The 19,687-nt window shown below is 71.8% G+C and carries 5 protein-coding genes; 2 read left to right on the top strand and 3 right to left on the bottom strand.

Features of this window, described 5'->3' with window-relative positions; genetic code table 11:
* Positions 1-15,365: non-ribosomal peptide synthase/polyketide synthase (locus FL311_RS27345; RefSeq protein ID WP_141329504.1), on the bottom strand; the 15,365-nt coding region annotated here is incomplete at its 3' end.
* A gap of 49 nt (positions 15,366-15,414) precedes the next feature.
* Complete coding sequence (locus FL311_RS27340; RefSeq protein WP_141329502.1) at positions 15,415-16,842, bottom strand: MFS transporter; 1,428 nt, start codon at positions 16,840-16,842, stop codon at positions 15,415-15,417.
* A 270-nt stretch (positions 16,843-17,112) separates the two neighbouring features.
* Between FL311_RS27340 and FL311_RS27335 the strand changes: the two genes are divergently transcribed.
* Both FL311_RS27335 and FL311_RS27330 read left to right on the top strand, forming a co-directional pair.
* A complete protein-coding gene (locus FL311_RS27335) occupies positions 17,113-17,550 on the top strand; it encodes a DUF2383 domain-containing protein (protein ID WP_046712600.1) in 438 nt (145 codons plus the stop codon).
* A gap of 346 nt (positions 17,551-17,896) precedes the next feature.
* Positions 17,897-18,589 (top strand): hypothetical protein, encoded by a 693-nt coding sequence (locus FL311_RS27330; protein WP_228557114.1) that lies wholly within the window; start codon positions 17,897-17,899, stop codon positions 18,587-18,589.
* A gap of 6 nt (positions 18,590-18,595) precedes the next feature.
* On the opposite strand, the gene FL311_RS44265 is transcribed toward FL311_RS27330, so the two are convergent.
* Positions 18,596-19,687: hypothetical protein (locus FL311_RS44265; RefSeq protein WP_228557113.1), on the bottom strand; the 1,092-nt coding region annotated here is incomplete at its 5' end.

The raw sequence follows: 19,687 nt of genomic DNA, 5'->3' as shown, positions 1-19,687 counted from the left end.
GAGTGGGTGAGGACGAAGGGAGCGCCGGAGTCCTGGAGCATGAAGGCGAGGCGCTCGCGAGGGTAGGCGGAGTCGAGTGGGACGTAGGCGGCGCCGGCCTTGAGGATGGCGAGGAGGGCGACGAGGGAGTCGACGGAGCGCTCGAGGCAGAAGGCGACGCGGACTTCAGGCCCGACGCCACGAGCGCGCAGCAGGTGCGCGAGCCGATTGGCGCGCTGGTTGAGGGCGGAAAAGGAGAGGGACGCGGAGTCGTCGAGGACGGCGAGCGAGTCAGGCGTGAGGGTGGCCTGGGCCTCGAAGAGCTCGTGGAAGGCACCCTTCCAGGGCAGTTCACGGCGCGTCGAGTTCCAGTCGACGAGCACGCGGCGCCGCTCCTCGGCGGACAACATGTCCAGCTCGCTCAGCCGTGAGTCCGGCGAACCGAGCGCGGCTGCGAGCAGGGTCCCGAAGTGCTCCACCATCCGGACGATGGTGGCCTCCTCGAACAGGTCCGTGCGGTAGCCCAGTCCGCCTTCGAGTCCCTCGCCCAGCGTCAGGGTGAGGTCGAACTTCGCGCTCGGGGCGCCCGAGTCGAACGCCTCCAGACGCAGGGGTGCCTTGACCTCCGTGCTTCCACGCACCTCCATGCTCGTCGTCGGCGCGTTCTGCAGGACGAGCATCACCTGGAACAGCGGCGAGTGGCTGAGCGTGCGGTGGGGGTTGAACTCCTCGACGAGCTTCTCGAAGGGCACATCCTGGTGCTCATAGGCAGACAGCGTGGTGCGCTTCACCCGAGCGAGCAGCTCACGGAAGCGCAGCGACGCGGGGACCTGCGTGCGCAGGACCAGCGTGTTGACGAAGAAGCCGATGAGGCCCTCGGTCTCCGCGCGCGTGCGGCCCGCGATGGGTGAGCCCACGGCGATGTCGTCCTGCCCCGAGTAGCGGGACAGCACCACCTGCCACACGGCGAGCAGCGCCATGAACGGCGTGATGCCCTCTTGCTGGCAGAAGGCCGCGAGTCGCTCCGCCACGGAGCGAGGCAGACGCACGGGGACCGTGGCCCCCCGGTTCGTCTGCACGGGAGGCCTGGGCTTGTCCGTGGGCAGCTCCAGGAACGGCGGAGCGTCCGCGAGCTGCTGCCTCCAATACGAGAGCTGCCGCTCCAACGCCTCGTCACGCAGCCACGCACGCTGCCACGCGGCGAAGTCCGCGTATTGGATGGGCAGGGGCTCCAACTGCGAAGCCCGTCCGCTGAGCTTCGCGGAGTAGAGCTCCGCCAGCTCACGGAGCAGCACGCCCATGGACCAACCATCCGACGCGATGTGGTGCACCGTCCCCACGAGCACGTGTCGCTCGGCCTCCAGCTTCAGCAGGAGCACGCGCAGCACCGGGCCGCGCTCCAGGTCGAACGGGCGTGAGGCCTCCTCGCTCACCCGCCGGTGGGCCTCGTCGAGCCGGGTCACCTCGGGATGCGACTGGAGATCCACCACGGCCAGGGGGACCGGAGAGGAGGCGTGGATGTGCTGACGCGGAGCGCCCTCGTGCGTCACGAACGTGGTGCGGAGGGACTCGTGTCGGTCGACGAGCGCCGTGAAGGCCCCCTGGAGCGCCGCCACGTCGAGCGGCCCCTGAAGGAGCAGCGCGAGCGGGATGTTGTACGTCGAGCTGCCCGGCTCCAACTGGTCGATGAGCCACAGGCGCTGCTGGGCGAAGGACAGCGGCAGCTCGCCCGAGCGCGGCACCGGCACCAGCGCGGGTGTCTTCGTGCCCGCGGACGTGCCGGAGGTCTGCGCGAGCCGAGCGGCGAGCGTGGCGACGGTGGGCGACTCGAAGAGCGCGCGCAGCGGCAGCTCCAGGTCGAGCGTCCTGCGCACGCGGGAGACCACCTGCGTGGCCAGCAGCGAATGTCCGCCCAGGGAGAAGAAGTTGGCGGTGACGCTGACCCGGTCGAGCTGGAGGACCTCGGCCCAGATGCCGGCGAGGGCCGTCTCGAGCGCGTCACGCGGCGCGACGAAGAGCGTGTCCTCGGCGCTCTGCTCCGGAACGGGCAGGGCCTGCCGGTCGACCTTGCCGTTGGGCGTCAGCGGCAGGGCCTCCAGGGGCACGAAGACCGTGGGCAGCATGTACTCGGGCAGGTGCTCGCGCAGCGCGGCCACCAGGGCCACGGTGTCGACCAACCCGGACACGAGGTAGGCGACGAGCCGGTGCTGGCCGGGCACGTCCTCACGCACCAGGACGACGGCGTCGCGAATGCCCGGTTGAGTGCGGAGCGCGGTCTCGATCTCCCCCAGTTCGATGCGCAGGCCGCGCAGCTTCACCTGGAAGTCGGTGCGGCCGAGGTACTCGAGCTGTCCCTCGGCGAGCCACCTCGCCCGGTCACCCGTGCGATAGAGCCGCGCTCCAGGCGAGGAGGAGAACGGGTCGGGGATGAAGCGCTCCGCGGTGAGCGCGGGCCTGCCGAGGTACCCGAGTGCCACCTGTGCGCCGCCCAGATACAGCTCGCCCGGGACGCCCGCGGGCACGGGGTGCAGCGCGCCGTCCAGGACGTAGGCACGCGTGTTGGCGACCGGCCGGCCGATGGGGATGGAGCCTCCTGCCACGGCCTCGCCCACGACGGTGGACGTCGAGTCGATGGTGACTTCCGTGGGGCCGTAGAGGTTGACCAGCCGCGTGCTGGAGAGTCGCTCACGGACCATCGATGCGAGCGACGTGGACAGCGCCTCGCCTCCGCAGAACAGCCACTTCAGCGACGTGACACGCGACAGCGAGGGCTCATCCAGCGCGAATCGGAGCAGCGACGGAACCAGCTGGAGCACGGTGATGCCATGCCGGATGACGGAGTCGAGCAGCAGCGCGGCGTCGCGGTGTGCATCCCGCGGCGCGAGGACCAGCGGCGCGCCGACGAGCAGCGGCGCCCAGCACTCCCAGACGGAGGCGTCGAAGGCCAGCGGCGTCTTGAGGAGCACCTTGTCCTGGGCCGTGAGCGGGAAGGCCTCGAGGAACCACGCCATGTGGTTGGCGAGGGCTCGATGCGGGATGAGCACGCCCTTGGGCTGACCCGTGGAGCCGGACGTGTAGATGACATACGCCGGCGCCTCGGGCTCGTGACGCGCGGAGAACGGCTCCGCGGATTCGCGCGCGAGGGCCTCCTGGTGCGCCGCGGAGTCCAGCCGCTCGGCCGTGACACCTTCGGGCAGCAGGTCGAGCAGGGACTCCTGGGTGAGCACCAGCCGCGCGCCGCTGTCGCGGAGCATGAAGGCCAGGCGCTCGCGCGGATAGTCGGGCGAGAGCGGGAGGTACGCGGCGCCCGCCTTGAGGATGGCGAACAGGCAGACGGGGAGCTGGAGCGTGCGGTGCGAGAGGAGGGCGACGAAGTCCCCCGGCTTCACGCCACGGGAGACCAGAAGCCGCGCGAGCTGGTTCGCGCGCGCCTCGAGCTGACGGTACGTGAGCGCTCCGTCATCGGAGAGGACCGCGACGGCCTCGGGCGTGAGCCGCGCCTGCTGTTCCACGCGCCGGTGGACGAAGGGCTCCGTGGGGAGGTCCCAACGCGTGTCGTTCCAGTCGACCAGGACCTTCTGCTGCTCGTGCGCGGTGAGCAGCGCATGGCCGGAGATGGGCACGTCGGGGCGCGAGACGAGGGACTCGACCAGTTGGGTGAAGTGGAGCGCGAGCCGCTCGATGGTGGCGTGCTCGAACAGGTCGGAGTTGTAGCCGAGCGAGCCGGCATATCCGTCCGGCAGCTCCACGAGGTTGAGGTTGAGCTCGAACTTGGACGTGGTGTCGTCGATGTCGACGGGGCTGAGCGTCAGCTCCTGCTTCTGGATGGCCGAGGCCGGCGTGTTCTGGAGCGAGAACAGGACCTGGAACAGCGGGCTGCGGCTCAAGTCACGCGCGGGCTGGAGCACCTCCACCAGACGCTCGAACGGCACGTCCTGATGCGCGTAGGCGCCGAGCGCGGACTCCTTCACCTGCTCGAGCAGGTGCTGGAACGACGCCTGCCCATCGATGCGCGCGCGGAAGACGAGCGTGTTGACGAAGAAGCCGATGAGGCCCTCGAGCTCCGAGCGCTGACGGCCCGCAATGGGAGAACCGACGGTGACGTCGTCCTGGCCCGAGTAGCGCGACAGCAGCACCTGCCACGCGGCGAGCAGCACCATGAAGGGCGTGGCGCCCTCGCGCTGGCACAGCTCCGCGAGCTTCCTCCCCGTGGTGGCCGGCAGGAAGACGCCGACATGGCCACCGCGCGAGGACATGACCAGCGGCCGCGACTTGTCCGTGGGCAGGTCCAGGGCCGTGACGCCGGCGAGCTGACGGCGCCAGTAGGAGAGCTGTCCCTCCAGCACGTCACCCTGGAGCCAGGCGCGCTGCCAGATGGCGTAGTCGGCGTACTGGAGTGTCAGCGGCGGCAGCGGTGACGGCTTGCCGTGCGCGAAGGCGTCGTAGAGGGCGGCGACCTCCTGGATGAGCACGCCCATGGACCAACCGTCGGAGACGATGTGGTGCATGTTGAGCGCGAGCACGTGCTCGGTGGGTGACAGGGCCAGGAGCTGGGCGCGGATGAGCGGCCCGGTGGACAGGTTGAAGGGGCGGGCGAGCTCCTCGAGGAGCAGGCGCTTCACCTCCGCGTGAGCCTGTGTGGACTCCAGGGACTGGAGGTCCACTCGGGCCAGCGGCAGCTCGCCGTGCGGCGCGATGCGCTGGAAGGGCTGGTCGTCCTGCTGGAAGAACGTGGTGCGCAGCGCCTCATGACGCCGCACCAACTCGTCGAAGGCGCGCTGGAGCGCCGCCGTGTCGAGCGATCCCTCCAGCCGGACGAACGACGGCATGTGGTACGCGGCGCCGCCGGGCTGGAACTGGTCGATGAACCAGAGGCGCAGCTGGGCGAAGGACAGCGGCACCGCGCCGTCGCGCGGCACGGCGACGAGGGGAGGCGCGCGGCCGGCTCCAGGTGTCTCGTCCTCGATGCGGGCGGCGAGGGAGGCCACCGTCGGCGCCTCGAAGAGCGCGCGCAACGGCAGCTCCAGCTCGAACGCCGAGCGGACGCGCGAGATGACCTGCGTGGCCAGCAGCGAGTGCCCACCGAGCGCGAAGAAGTTGTCGGTGATGCTCACCCGCGGCAGGTGCAGCACCTGGGAGAAGATCTCCGCGAGCTTCTCCTCCCGGGGCGTCCGGGGCGCGACATACGGAGCCTCTCGCTCCTGCTCATTCACGTCCGGCGCGGGTAGCTGGCGCCGCGCCACCTTGCCGCTCGGCGTGAGGGGGAGCGCCTCCAGCGTGACGAACGCGGAGGGCACCATGTACTCGGGCAGGCGCTGGAGGAGCGCGGCCCGCAGGGCTTCGAGGCCCGGCGACGCGGACTCGGCCGTGGGCACCAGATACCCCACGAGGCGCTTGAGGCCGGGGACGTCCTCGCGGACCGTGGCGGCCGCATCGCGGATGCCCGGGAGGGCGCGCAGCGCGGATTCGACCTCGCCCAGCTCCACACGGAAGCCACGCAGCTTCACCTGACCATCCAGGCGGCCGAGGAACTCGACGGTGCCGTCCGCCTTCCACCGCGCGGAGTCGCCCGTGCGATAGAGCCGCGCGCCCGGCGTGGGACTGAACGGATGGGGGACGAACTTCTCCGCCGTCAGCTCGGGGCGGCCCGCGTACCCCAGCGCGAGGTGGGCGCCGCCGATGAACAGCTCGCCGGGAACGCCCACGGGCGTCGGCTGTCCGAGCGCGTCCAGCACGTAGAGCTGCGTGTGCGGCAGCGGGCCGCCGATGGACGGCAGCCGGGGCCAGGACGCGGGAGGGCCCTGGAGTCGGAACGCCGAGACGACGTGCGTCTCCGACGGGCCGTACTGGTTCTCCAGGATGCAGCCCGGGAGCCGCTCGAAGAACGCCACCAGCGCGGGCGTCACCTGGAGCTGCTCACCGGCGGTGACGACCTCGCGCAGCGCGGACGGAAGCGTGGCGCCGTGCGCGACGGCGTCCGAGATGGCCTGGAGCGCGACGAAGGGGAGGAAGAGCCGCGCGACGCCCTGCCGGTGCATGAAGTCGAGCAGCGCGGGGATGTCCTGCCGCAGTCCTCCCGTGGGGAGCACCAGCGTGCCGCCGGCCCACCACGTGGAGAACAGCTCCTGGCAGGAGACGTCGAAGCTGAGCGACGCGAATTGGAGCGTGGTCGCCGAGGGCACTGGCGACTGGCTCAGCTGCCACGTCAGCAGGTGGCTCAGCGCGCGGTGCGGCAGCGCGACGCCCTTGGGCCTGCCCGTGGAGCCCGACGTGTAGATGACGTAGGCGGGGGACTCCGGCGAGACGAAGACCTCCGGGGCGTGCGTGGACCGGGTGGCCAGGTCCTGTGCCTCCTCATCCAGCAGCACGAGCCTCGCGCGTGACGCGGGCACCGAGGCGCGCAGCGTGGAGTGCGACAGGACGACGGGCGTCGCCGAGTCCTCGAGCATGAAGGCCAGGCGCTCGGCGGGGTAGTTCGGGTCCAACGGGAGGTAGGACGCGCCGGCCTTGAGCGACGCCAGCACGGCGACGGCCATGTCCAACGACTTGTCCAGGCAGATGCCCACGGGCACACCCGCCTCGACGCCGAGCGCGAGCAGCCGATGCGCGAGCTGGTTGGCGCGGCCTTCGAGCTGCGCATAGGTGAGCGCGCTCGTCCCATCGGTGACCGCGATGACGTCCGGCGTGAGCCTGGCGCGCGCGCTCACGGGCTCGTGGATGGGCGTGGCGGTGTGCGGCCCCTTCGCGGTGCTGTTCCAGTCGACCAGGAGCCTGCCGCGCTCCTCCTCGGCCAACAGCGGGGCGCTCCAGATGGACTGCTCGGGGGCGTCCACGACGGACGCGAGCAGCCGCGTCCAGTGCGACCGCATCCGCTCGGCCGTGCTCCGGTCGAACAGGTCCGTGTTGAACTCGAGCATGCCTCCAATGTCGTTGCCGGAGTCGAACAGGAGCAGGGACACGTCGAACTTGGCGGTGCCGCTGTCCACGTCCAGCGTGTCGGAGTCGCCGCCGTCGCCGCCGGTGCGCTCGTAGGTCTGGAGCGCGAGCAGGGCCTGGAAGAGCGGTGAGCGGCTCAGGTCGCGCTCGGGCCGCAGCTCCTCCACCAGCTTCTCGAAGGGCACGTCCTGATGGGCATAGGCCCCCAGCGTCGTGTCACGCACCTGCTTCAGCAGCTCGCGGAAGCTCAGGCCGGGCGTGAGCCGGGCGCGCAGGGCGAGCGTGTTGACGAAGAATCCGACGATTCCCTCCACCTCGGACTGGTGCCGGTTGGCGATGGGCGAGCCGACGACGATGTCGTCCTGTCCGGAGTAGCGGGCGAGCAGCACCTGGAAGGAGGCCAGCAGCGCCATGAACGGCGTGACGCCCTCGCGCTTGCACATCGCCTGGAGCCGCGCGGTGAGCTCGCGTCCCAGGCGCACGTTGAGCGTCGAGCCGTTCGCCGTCTGCACGGGCGGCCGGGGCCTGTCCGTGGGCAGCTCCAGCACCCGCGGCGCACCCTCCAGCTGTGTCCTCCACCACCCGACCTGCCGCGCGAGCACCTCGCCCTGCAGCCAGCCTCGCTGCCACACGGCGTAGTCCGCGTACTGGTACGTCAGCGGCGGCAGCGGAGAGGGCTGCCCGCGCGCGAAGGCGTCGTAGAGCACGCCAATCTCGCGCGAGATGATGCCGTTGGACCACGCGTCGGAGATGATGTGGTGCTGGGTGACGAGCAGCACGTGGCGCTCGTCGGACAGGCGCAGCACGGAGGCGCGGAGGAGGGGCGCCTGTCCCAGGTCGAAGGGCTTCTGGGCCTCGGCCGCGGCCAGCTCGAGCGCCCGGGCCTCGCGCTCCGCTTCCGGAAGCGCGCTCAGGTCCACGACGGCGAGGCGGAGCTCCGCGTGCTCGTGGATGCGCTGGAAGGGCACGCCGTCCGGCTGCACGTGGAAGCTGGTGCGCAGGGCCTCGTGGCGTTGCACGAGCGCCTGGATGCCCTTCTCCAGCGCGTCCAGGTCCAACGCTCCGTCGAGGGGGAGCGCGGACGGCACGTTGTAGAACGGGCTGTCGGGCTGGAACCGGTCCAGGAACCACAGGCGCTGCTGCGCGAAGGACAGCGGCAGCGGGGCGCCATCGCGCGGCACCAGGAGCAGCGGCGGACGCACCGGCCCCCTGCCCGCGAGCGCCATCGCGTCGAGCCGGGCGGCCAGGGTCTCGATGGTGGGCGCCTCGAACAGCTCCCTCAGTGCGAGCTCCGCCTGGAAGGCCGTGCGGATGCGCGACACGAGCTGCGTGGCCAGCAGGGAGTGCCCTCCCAGCGCGAAGAAGTCGTCGGTGACGCCGATGCGCGGGACGCGGAGGATCTGCATCCAGAGCGTGGCGAGCCGCTCCTCGGTGGGCGTCCGAGGCGGGACGAGCTCGGCGGAGGACGTCGGCGTGAGGACGGCCTCGGGTGGAGGCAGCGCCTTGCGGTCCACCTTCCCGTTCGCGGTGAGCGGGAACGCCTCGAGCCGCAGCAGGGACGACGGCACCATGAACTCGGGCAGTCGCGACTTGAGGAAGGCCCGGAGCGTGACGGCGTCGAGCTCGTCCGAGACGAAGTAGCCGACGAGGCGCTTGTCGCCGGGGACGTCCTCGCGGGCGATGGCCACGGCCTCGCGCACGGCGGGATGGGAGAGCAGCCCCGCCTCGACTTCGGACAGCTCGATGCGGAAGCCGCGGACCTTGACCTGCGCATCCGCGCGGCCGACGAAGTCCAGCGCGCCGTCCTGCCGCCAGCGCACCAGGTCGCCAGAGCGGTAGAGGCGCGCCCCGGGCACGGCGGAGAACGGGTCCGGGACGAAGCGCTCCGCGGTGAAGGTGGGCTGGCCGACGTAGCCTCGCGCGAGGCCGTCACCGCCGATGAACAGCTCCCCCGTCACGCCGACGGGCACCGGCTGCAGCGACGCGTCGAGGACGCGCAGGTGCGTTCCGTTCGTCGGACGGCCGATGGGGACGCAGACGCCGACGTCGTCGGGGCTCGCGACGGTGAAGGTCGTGGCGACGACGGTGATTTCGGTGGGGCCGTAGCAGTTGGTGACCTGGATGCCCCAGTCCGCCACGGCGCGGCGCGCGTTCAGCGCGGAGACCACGTCGCCACCGGTGAGGAGGCGCTGGAGGCAGGCGGGCACGGGGAGGCGGCTCTCGACGAGCTGCGAGAACAGACCGCTGGTGGCCCAGAGCGTGGTGACGCCGTGGCGGGCGACAGTCTGGAACAGCTCCTCGAGCGACGGTGTCCGCGGCGGCAGGAGGGCCAGCCGCGCGCCGTGCAGCAGCGCGCCCCAGACTTCGAACGTGGAGGCGTCGAAGGAGATGGGCGCGAGCATCAGGTGCGTCTGCTCGGGCCCGAAGCGGGTGTAGTCGATGCCGACCAGCGTGTGGATGACGCCGCGATGGGTGCAGGCGACACCCTTGGGCCTGCCCGTGGAGCCGGACGTGAAGTCGATGTAGGCCAGCGAATGCGGGTGCGCGGCGGGCGCGAGCGGCGTGGAGGCGAGGCCGTCCAGCGGGGCCTCCTCGAGCAGCACGCACGTGAGCCCGTCCGCGGGGAGCAGGGAGCGCAGCGCGCCCGTGGTGACGAGCGCGTCGGGGCGCGAGTCCTCGAGCATCAAGACCAGCCGCTCCCGCGGATAGGACGTGTCGAGCGGGACGTAGGCCGCGCCGGCCTTGAGGATGGCGACCAGGGCGACGATGAGCTCGGGCGAGCGCTCCAGCGAGACGGCGACGCGGCAGTCGGTGGTGACGCCGAGCGAGCGCAGGTGCCGGGCGAGCTGGTTCGAGCGCTCGTCGAGCTGCCGGTAGGTGACGGTGGTGTCGCCGAAGAGGAGCGCGGTGGCGTCGGGCCGCTCGGCGGCCACGCGGGAGAAGACCTCCGGCAGCGTGACGTCCACCGGGACGCGGGCGGGCGTGGAGGCCCAGTCGACGAGGAGCTGACGGGACTCCTCCTCCGGCAGCATGGAGAGCGTGGCCAGGGGCGCGTCGGGCCGGCCGACGACGGCCTCGACGAGCACCTCGAAGTGCCGCGCCATGCGCGCGATGGTGGCGCGCTCGAACAGGTCCGTGTTGTAGGTCAGCGCGCCGAGGAACCCCTCGGGCCCGTCCACGAAGTTCAGCTCCAGCTCGAACTTGATGACGGTGTCCTTCACCTCCACGGGCTCGAGCGCCGTGTCCTGCTTCTGGGCGGAGGTGCCGGGCGTGTTCTGGAGCGCGAAGAGGACCTGGAACAGAGGGCTGCGGCTCAGGTCCCGGCGGACCTGGAGCTCCTCGACCAGCCGCTCGAAGGGGACGTCCTGGTGCGCGTAGGCGCCGAGCGCGTTCTCCTTCACCTGCCGGAGCAGCGTCAGGAACGACGCCCGCGCATCCACGCGCGCGCGGAAGACCAGCGTGTTGACGAAGAAGCCGATGAGGCCCTCGAGCTCCGCGCGCTGCCGGCCCGCGATGGGCGAGCCGACGGCGATGTCGTCCTGGCCCGTGTGCCGCGAGAGCAGCAGCTGCCACGCGGCGAGCAGCGCCATGAACGGCGTGGTCCCCTCGCGGTTGCACAGCGTCTTCAGCCGCCGCGAGACCTCCGGCTTCAAGGTGATGGGCGCCTGGCTTCCGTTGAACGTCTGCACCGGAGGCCGGGGCTTGTCGATGGGTAGCTCCAGGGGCGGCACTCCGCCCAGCCGCCCCCGCCACCACGCGAGCTGCTGCTCCAGCACCTCGCCCTGGAGCCAGTCGCGCTGCCACACGGCGTAGTCGGCGTACTGGAGGGCCAGCGGGGGCAGCGGCGACGGCAGCCCCATCGCGAACGCGCCGTAGAGCGCGCCGACCTCCTGGACGAGCACGCCCATGGACCAACCGTCGGAGACGATGTGGTGCATGTTGAGCGCGAGGATGCGCTCCGTCGGGGTCAGCTCCAGCACCAGCGCGCGCACCAGCGGCCCGGTGGAGAGGTTGAAGGGGCGCAGGTACTCCTCGTGGAGCAGGCGCTCCACCTCCCGCTGCTTCGCCTCGGCCTCCAGGGCCTTCAGGTCCACGTGCGTCACGGGCAGCTCGCCCTGCGGCGCGATGAGCTGGTAGGGCTCGTCGTTCTGCTGGAGGAACGTGGTGCGCAGCGCCTCGTGACGCCGCACCAGCTCGTCGAAGGCGCGCTGGAGCGCGGCGCGGTCCAGCGGTCCGTCCAGCCGGACGAACGACGGCATGTTGTACGTCGCGGTGCCGGGCTGGAGCTGGTCGAGGAACCACAGGCGCTGCTGCGCGAAGGACAGCGGCAGGGGCCCGGAGCGCGGCACGGGGACGAGCGGAGGGGGCTGCCGCTTGCCCGACATCAGCAGCATCGTGTCGATCTGCGCCGCGAGCGCCGCGACGGTGGGCGCGCCGAAGACGGTGCGGAGCGGCAGCTCCACGCCGAGCGCGGAGCGCACGCGCGACACCACCTGCGTGGCGAGCAGGGAGTGCCCCCCGAGCGCGAAGAAGTTGTCGGTGACGCTCACGCGCGGCACGTGCAACACGTCCGCGAAGAGCGCCGCGAGCTTCTCCTCCAGCGGCGTGCGCGGCGGGGCGAAGGCGCCGCCGCGCAGGCTCTCCGCGTCCGGCGCGGGCAGCCGCTTGCGCGCGAGCTTTCCGCTGGGCGTGAGCGGGAGCGCCTCCAGCGCGACGAACGCGTTGGGCACCATGTACTCGGGCAGCCGCTCCTGCAGGAAGACGCGGAGGGCCTCGACGTCCGGCGCCGCGTCCGAGGCGGAGACGACGTAGCCGACGAGCCGCCGGTCCCCCGGCACGTCCTCGCGCACCACCACGGCCGCGTCGCGCAGCCCCGGCGCGGAGCGCAGCACCGTCTCCACCTCGCCCAGCTCGATGCGGAAGCCGCGCAGCTTCACCTGCGAGTCCAGGCGGCCCAGGAAGTCGAGCGTCCCGTCCGCGCGCCAGCGAGCGGCGTCACCGGTGCGGTACAGCCGCGCCCCCGGCGTCCGCGAGAACGGGTCCGGCACGAAGCTGCGCGCGGTGACGTCCGCCTTGCGCTGGTAGCCCTGCGCCAGGTGCTCACCGCCGACGTACACCTCACCGGCGACGCCCACGGGCACCGGCTGTCCCAGCGCGTCCAGCAGGTAGATGCGCGTGTGGCCCACGGGGCTTCCGACGGACGGCAGGGGAGGCCAGGCCGCGGGCTCGCCGCGCGGGCGGAACGCGGTGACGACGTGGGCCTCGGAGGGGCCGTACTGGTTCTCCAGGGCGCAGCCCGGGAGCTTCTCGAAGAAGGCCACGATGCTGGCGCTCACCTGGAGCTGCTCGCCGGCGGTGACCACCTCGCGCAGCGCGGTGGGAAGCGTGGCCCCGTGAGCGACAGCGTCCGCCATGGCCTGCAGCGCGACGAACGGGAGGAAGAGCCGCGCGACGCCCTGCTGGTGCATGAAGTCGAGCAGCGCGGGGATGTCCTGGCGCAGCGCCCCGGTGGGCAGCACGACGGTGCCGCCCGTCCACCAGGTGGAGAAGAGCTCCTGCACGGAGACGTCGAAGTTGAGCGACGCGAACTGGAGCGTCGTGGCCCCGGGCAGCGCCGACTGGCCCACCTGCCACGTCAGCAGCGAGCTCAGCGCGCGGTGGGGCATGACGATGCCCTTGGGCAGGCCCGTGCTGCCGGAGGTGTAGATGACGTAGACGGTGGCGTCCACCGGCACGTCGACGCCGGGCGCGTGGCGCGGCTGCCGTCCGAGCGCGTCCGCCTCGTCATCCAGCGTGATGACGCGGGTGGACTCCAGGAAGGGCAGGGCGGACTTCAGGCTCGAGTGCGTGAGGACCACGGGCGCGAGCGTGTCCGCGAGCATGTAGGCCAGGCGCTCGGAGGGGTAGGTCGGGTCCAGCGCCAGATAGTTGGCCCCGGCCTTGAGCGTGGCCAGGACGGCGATGGCCATGTCGAGCGACTTCTCCAGGCAGATGCCGACGGTGCTCCCGGTCGCGACGCCGCGCGCGCGCAGGTGCCAGGCGAGCTGGTTGGCCCGCGTGTCCAGCTCCGCGTACGTGAGCGCGTGGGTGCCATCCGTGACGGCGACGGCGTCGGGCGTGCGGCGGGCCTGCGCCTCCACGGGGACGTGGATGGGCGAGGGCGTGAAGTCGCCTTTCGACGTGTCGTTCCAGTCGACGAGCAGTTGGTGGCGCTCGGCGTCCTCGAGCAGGGGCAGCCGGAAGACGGACTGGCCCGGCTCGCGGACGGCGGCCTCCAGCAGGCGCACCAGCCGCGTGGCCATCCGCTGGATGGTGGCCGTGTCGAAGAGGTCCAGGTTGTACTCGAACACCGCGTGGAAGGCGGTGCCGTCATCGGACATCAGCAGCGTCAGGTCGAACTTCGACGTGCCGCTGATGGCGTCCAGCGGGCGGACCTTCAGCGGGGAGCTCCCGTCGTCCTGGCCCACCGCCTTCGGCGTGTTGAGCAGGGCGAGCATCACCTGGAACAGCGGCGTGCGGCTCTGGTCCCGCTCCGGACGCAGCTCGTCCACCAGCTTCTCGAACGGGACGTCCTGGTGCGCGTACGCGCCCAGCGTCGTCTCGCGCACCTGGAGCAGCAGCTCGCGGAATGTCAGGCCCGGCCTGAAGCGGGCGCGCAGCGCGAGCGTGTTGGCGAAGAAGCCGATGAGCCCTTCCAGGTCCGCGCGCGTGCGGTTGGCGATGGGCGAGCCGACGATGATGTCGTCCTGGCCGGAGTAGCGCGCCAGCAGCGTCTGGAACGTGGCCAGCAGCACCATGAAGGGCGTGACGCCCTCCTCGCGGCACAGCGTGTAGACGGCCGGGGCCAGCGTCTCCGGGATGTCCACGCGCAGCATGTCGCCGCGCAGGGTCTGGATGGGCGGGCGGGGCCTGTCGGTGGGCAGCTCCAGCGCGTGCGGCGCGTCGGCCAGCTGCGTGCGCCAGTACGCCAGCTGCGACTCGAGCACGTCCCCCGTCAGCCACCCGCGCTGCCACACGGAGAAGTCCGCGTACTGCACGGGCAGCTCGGGCAGCGGCGTCGGCTGGCCCCGCGCGAAGGCCAGGTAGAGCGCGGGGACCTCCTGCGTGAGCACGCCGATGGACCACCCATCCGAGATGATGTGGTGGATGACCATGAGCAGCACGTGCTCGTGCGCGTCCAGCTTCAAGAGCGTCGCGCGCAGGAGCGGGCCCGCCGCCAGGTCGAAGGGCGTGCGCGCCTCCTGGTCCGCCAGGCGCTGGGCCTGGGCGTCGCGCTCCTCCGGTGACAGCGCGCGCAGGTCGACCACCGGGATGCTGAACGGCGCGGGCTCGGAGACCGCCTGCACGGGGCCTTCCGGCAACGCGCGGAACGTGGTGCGCAGCGTCTGGTGGCGCCGCGTCAGCTCCGTGAAGGCGCGCTCCAGCAGCGCGTGCTCCAGCGGCCCGGTGAAGCGCAGGCCGTAGAACATGTTGTACGCGGGGCTGCCCGGCTGGAGCTGGTCCAGGAACCACAGCCGCTGCTGCGCGTAGGACAGCGGCGCGCCGTCGCCATGCCCCGTGGGGATGGGGCCCTCGCCCGCGCGCGCGGCGTCGAAGAGCCGGGCGGCGAGCGCCTTCGCGTGCGGCTCGCGCAGCAGCGTGTAGCCGTCACCCGGCGTCACCTCGAGCCGCGAGCCCTCCTCCGCGAGCACCGCCCAGCCCCGGTCCTGCCCGGTGTCGCCCGCGTCGGCGGCCTCGGCGGCGCGGACCACGAGCGCGGAGCCGGGGAAGGGCTCCGGGACGCAGCGGCGGGCGGCGCGCAGGTGCGCGGAGAAGACCTTGAAGCGCGCGCGCAGGGATTCGACGGGCGCGTTCCCGGGCAGCAGCCCCGCGCCATGCAGGTGCGCGAGCAGGGGCTCCGGGTCCTTCCCCGTGGTGAGCGCCGCGGGCAGCTCCAGCGGAGCCAGTCCCCCCTGGAGCGCCAGGTCCCTCGCGAACAGCGCCGCGTGGGCCGCGAGCGCGGTGGCGGACACGCTCCGGTCGGGTGCCGCGGGCGGCGGCTCGAGCAGCGTGAGCCGCGCGGCGTGCCCGTCGCGCTGGAGCAGGCGTGCCATCTCCCACGCGATGACGGCGCCCAGCGCCCAGCCCGCGAGATGGTAGGGCCCCTCGGGCCGCTCGGCGCGCAGCGCCTCCACGTAGAAGACGGCCATCGCCTCCAGCGACTCCAGCGGGGCGCGGCCATCGGTGAGGCCTCGCGCCTGGAAGCCCAGCACGGGCTGGGACGCGGGCGCGTGCCCGGCGAGCGCGGCGTAGCAGTCCAGCCGGCCGTCCAGCGGATGCACGAGGTAGAGCGGCGGAGTCTTCTCGTCACCGGCGCGCAGGACCACCAGCGGCGAGCCGGAGGCGGCCACGGGAGCGTCGGATGGGGTGACGGGGCCGACGGACGTCGGAGAGTCGATGCGCGTGCTCACGGATACTCCAGTGGATACATGGGCGCGGACGGCCAGAACCGCGACGTGCTCAAGACGGGGTGTTCCCCGTCGCCGAGAGCCTGTTCTCGGGCACGGCGTTGGCCGCGGGCGGTGCGGAAGGAAGCGTCGAGGCGAGCGGATGGGAGGGAATCACGTCCGGAAGCTCTTCCTGGACGCGCCGCGCGCGAGGGGACGAAAGCAGCAGGCCCACGGCGCACAACACCGTGAGGCCGATGACGACGAAGAGCAGCGCGATGCCGCGGCCGGGGCCGGTGCCCAGAAGGCGCCCCATGCTGTCCGCCAGCGCGCCGCCCGGAGCCATCCACGGCTCGAAGACGCGGTCGGCCAGCGGACCGGCCACCAGCGTGACCAGCAGCACCGCGGACTGGCCCACCGTCTTTCGCAGCGCGGCCACCCGGCCCTGGATCTCCAGCGGCACCTTCGTCTGCCAGAGCACCTGCGAGTTGGCCGCGGTGAGCGGCATGGAGAACAGGAACAGCATCGCCGCGGTGGCGAGCAACGGTACGCTGGGGGGCAGCGCGGCCAGCAGCAGCATCGTCGCGGCGATGAGCGGGAAGCCCGCCACGCCCCGCATGCGCTGCTTGGGGCCGCCCCACACGCTGGTGAGCACGCCCCCGGCCAGCATGCCCAGGCCGGACACGGAGCCGATGACGCCCAGGTTCTTCACGTCCGTGAAGCTCAGCACCAGCGGCGTGATGAGCAGCAGCACCAGGGCCATGCTCGCGTTGGTGAACGTGGTGAAGCCCAAGAGGTACGTCAGCCCCCGCCGCTCGCGCACGAAGCGCCACGCCTCGGCGAGCTCCGCGCGCATCGAGCGCCTGCCCGGAGCCCGCGCCGCGCTCGGCGGTGGTGCCGGGAAGCGCACCGCGACGAGCACGCTCGCGGCGAACAGGAAGCTCAGCACGTCCATGAAGAGCACGCCGTGCAGGCCGATGCTGCCCACCAGCACGCCCGCGAACACCGGCGAGGCAATCTGGCTGATGGCCGCGCCCAGCTCCGCCAGGCCACTGGCCCGCCCCAGGTGCCGCTTGGGGATGAGCAGCGGCGTCGTCGCCTGCCACGCCGGCCACCGGAACGCCGTGCAACAGCCGCCCAGCAGGACGATGGGGTACATGTACCAGCTCTGGAACTTCAGCCAGCCCGCGTTGTCCGCCACCAGCAGCGTCCAGATGAGCCCCGTGGTGACGCCCGAGCCCACGTCGCTCCAGAGCATCGCCTTGCGCCGGTCCCACCGGTCCACCAGCACGCCCGCGAACGGCGACAGCACCGCCAACGGCAGCGTCGCGCAGAACGAGATGAGCACGAAGCGCGTCGTGGAGCCGGTGAGCTGGTAGACGTACGCGCCCAGCGCGAACGACGTCAGCCCGGAGCCGAACAGGGAGACGAACTGACCCAGCCAGACCAGGGCGAACGTGAGCAGCGGGCGCGACGGTGAAGCAGGCGACGGGGCGGTCATTCGTCGAGGAGGAGCGAGCTGGGTTGCCTGGCCAGCTTCCCACGGGCCAGGGGCACGGCACAGGAACCGGGGTACTCTGGGATCAGCTTCACAGCCCTGACGCATTCTTGCAAACAGACTACCCGGACAGTCGCGCCGGCCCGCGTGGAAACACGGACGGTGCGTGTGCCCGCGGGGAGGTGACGGGGGAGGGGGCCCTCGTTGCGAGCCGCCGGCCGCGCCTCAACTTCTTGGAACAGCAATCCGTTCACCCTCACCAGGAGGCCGTCGATGGCTCAGGCTGGCAAGGATGTCGAGACGCTCAATTCCTTCTTGCGGGGCGAGATTTCAGCGGTGGAGACCTACCGCCAGGCGATGGGGCACATCGAGCACGACGTGCGGCGGCGCACGCTCGAGGAGTGCCTGAAGGACCACGAGCAGCGCGTGGAGGCGCTCAAGGAGCGCATCCGGCAGTTGGACGGTGAGCCCGCGGAGGGCTCGGGCGTGTGGGGCGTCTTCGCGAAGGTGGTCCAGGGCGGCGCGGACCTCCTGGGCGAGGACAAGGCCATCTCCGCCCTGGAGGAGGGCGAGGACAAGGGCCTTCGCGACTACGAGCAGAACGCGGGCAAGGTCCACGGTGACTTGCGCCGCTTCGTGCGCATGGAGCTGTTGCCCAAGCAGAAGAGCACGCACAAGAAGCTCAGCCACCTGAAGCACACCCTGCATTGAGGCCTGGGGCGCCCTGCCTCATCCGGGCCCGGGCCCGCGCGCGTCGCGGGCCCGTTTTTGTCGGGGGCTCTCAACTTTCGGGAATGCCTGTGACCTTTTGAATGCCCGAACGGCCACGGACGTCGACGTCCGGGACGCACGTCGGGTGTCCTTCATGCCGGGTCGCGAGGCTCTTGGAGGTTGCCGACGGGGCGTGCGATAACCGGGGGTCCGCCGACGAGGCCGGAGGAGATGCATGTGGCTGGACGACAGCTCTTCGGAACGCGAACATTCCTCGTCGGAAGGCGCGCGGCGCGAGCACGAAGGAAGTGTTCAGCATGAGCCCCAGGAACCGGAGCCCTTGAAGATGGCCCAGGCCCCCGCGGTGCCGAAGGAGGGCAGCCACGCGGGCGCGCTGAGCGCGAGCTGCGAGGCGCTGTTCCGCTCCACCGAGCAGGCCCTTCCGTGGGCCTGGAAGCTGCTTCAGCTGGCCAAGGGCTCCGGCGCGCTGGCCGTCGAGGCGCGCGGCGCCGCGCTGGAGTTCCTGGACCGCATCCCTCCTCACGTCCGCCGCGGGGTCAGCGAGCTGCTCGCGTACAGCAACCTCTGGCAGGCCGTCTGCACGCGGCTGGGCCGCCCGGTGGCGCGCTCGACGGAGGAGCTGCTGCGCGAGCTGAACGAGGACCTGCAGCTGCTCCTGCGCGGGGCGCAGGCACGGCTGGGCACCACCGCGGCGCTGGAGCAGGGGCTGCTGTTGCACCTGGGACGGCTGCGCGAGTCGCGCGGCAAGGAGCCCTCGGCGGCGCTGGAGCTGAGGGCGGCGCTGGATGCCTTCACGCACGCGGTGACGCAGGTGATGTCCTCGGCGAGCGCCTATCGCCGGGCGTGGGAGGCCGCGCAGGCGGAGCTGACCGAGTCGGCGGAGTGGCTGGGCGCTGGAGACCCGGGCTTCTGTGCGTGGCTGGCCGAGCACCTGTCGGCGTCGGTGCCCGCGTGGCGGGAGGCGCACGCGTCCAGCCGCCTGTTGCAGGAGCTGGGCGCGCTGTCCGGCCCGCCGTAGCCGAGCCTAGACCTCCACGAGGATGCGGTGCCGGTAGAGCTCCAGCAGCACGTCCTCGGACAGGTCCGCCTGCTTGTGCTCACGCAGGTGGTGGCGCACGGCCTCCACGCTCTGTCGTCCGGTGAACTCCACGAGCAGCCCGTAGGCCTCGCCGGGCAGGGCCACGGCGTCGAAGTCGCTGTACGCGCCCAGGGCCACGCTGCCGTCGGGCATCCACTGCACGGTGGCGTCCGCGTTGAACTTGAGCGTGCGCGGCAGCTGGGAGGACACGGCGGTGCCCAGGTGCGCCTCCAGCGCCTTGAGCTCGATGAGGCCGTCCAGGCCGAGCAGCTTGTCGAGCCCCGCGGCGTCCAGCCTGCGCACCAGCCGGTGGCACTCGCGGTAGTAGTCCACCTCCAGGCCCACGTAGCCCTTCCACAGGTCCGCGTAGGCGCGCGCGGGAGGTGGCGCGTCGTCCAGGTCCTCGACGGTGAGCGGTGAGGGCTGCAGCTCCGGGCGGTCCTTGCCGGACAGGATGTAGTCGGGCAGCAGCTGGAGCGTCGTCCAGCGCGACAGCTGGATCTCCGTCAGCGTCAGGTACGTCTTGAGGGACATGTAGAACCTGCGGCCGTCCGCGCCCGCCACGTACTTGCAGAAGAAGGTGGAGCACACCGCCTCGCGGTAGGGCCAGATGGTGCAGCCGCCGCTCTGCTGCGCGTAGTAGGGGCAGCGCAGCGACGCGGCCCGGCCGAAGAACTGGGTGCCGTTCTTGTAGAGGAAGTTGAACTTGGCCGGGGGCTTCACCCACTGCGGCGTCACGCCGATGCGCGCGGCGATGCGCGCCTCCATGCGCGAGCGGCCCTCGGACAGCTCCGGCCGCTCGTCCGACAGGAGCGCGCCCACCAGGTAGTTGGGCAGGCGCGGGAAGTAGGTGCAGCACTTGGTGTCGGGGCGGAACAGGCGGCTGACGCCGTCCACGGCCTCCACGCTGCCCTGGGCGGAGCCCTCGCACATGGCGCAGTTCGAACAGGTGGCCTTGGTCTCCTCGGGGACGTCCTGGCGGAAGAAGCCGGGGAGCAGCTCGCGGTAGAGCTCGGGGAGGGAGTCGAGGAGGCGGGG

Origin of the sequence: Myxococcus sp. AB025B (assembly GCF_006518215.1) — a bacterium.
GTDB lineage: Bacteria > Myxococcota > Myxococcia > Myxococcales > Myxococcaceae > Myxococcus > Myxococcus fulvus.
This window is presented reverse-complemented; position numbering and strand designations above follow the sequence as displayed.

Bases quoted from the DNA above. Each gene is read 5' to 3' on its own strand.
- FL311_RS27340 (WP_141329502.1), bottom strand. From the start codon at position 16,842: ATGACCGCCCCGTCGCCTGCTTCACCGTCGCGCCCGCTGCTCACGTTC.
- FL311_RS27335 (WP_046712600.1), top strand. From the start codon at position 17,113: ATGGCTCAGGCTGGCAAGGATGTCGAGACGCTCAATTCCTTCTTGCGG.
- FL311_RS27330 (WP_228557114.1), top strand. From the start codon at position 17,897: ATGGCCCAGGCCCCCGCGGTGCCGAAGGAGGGCAGCCACGCGGGCGCG.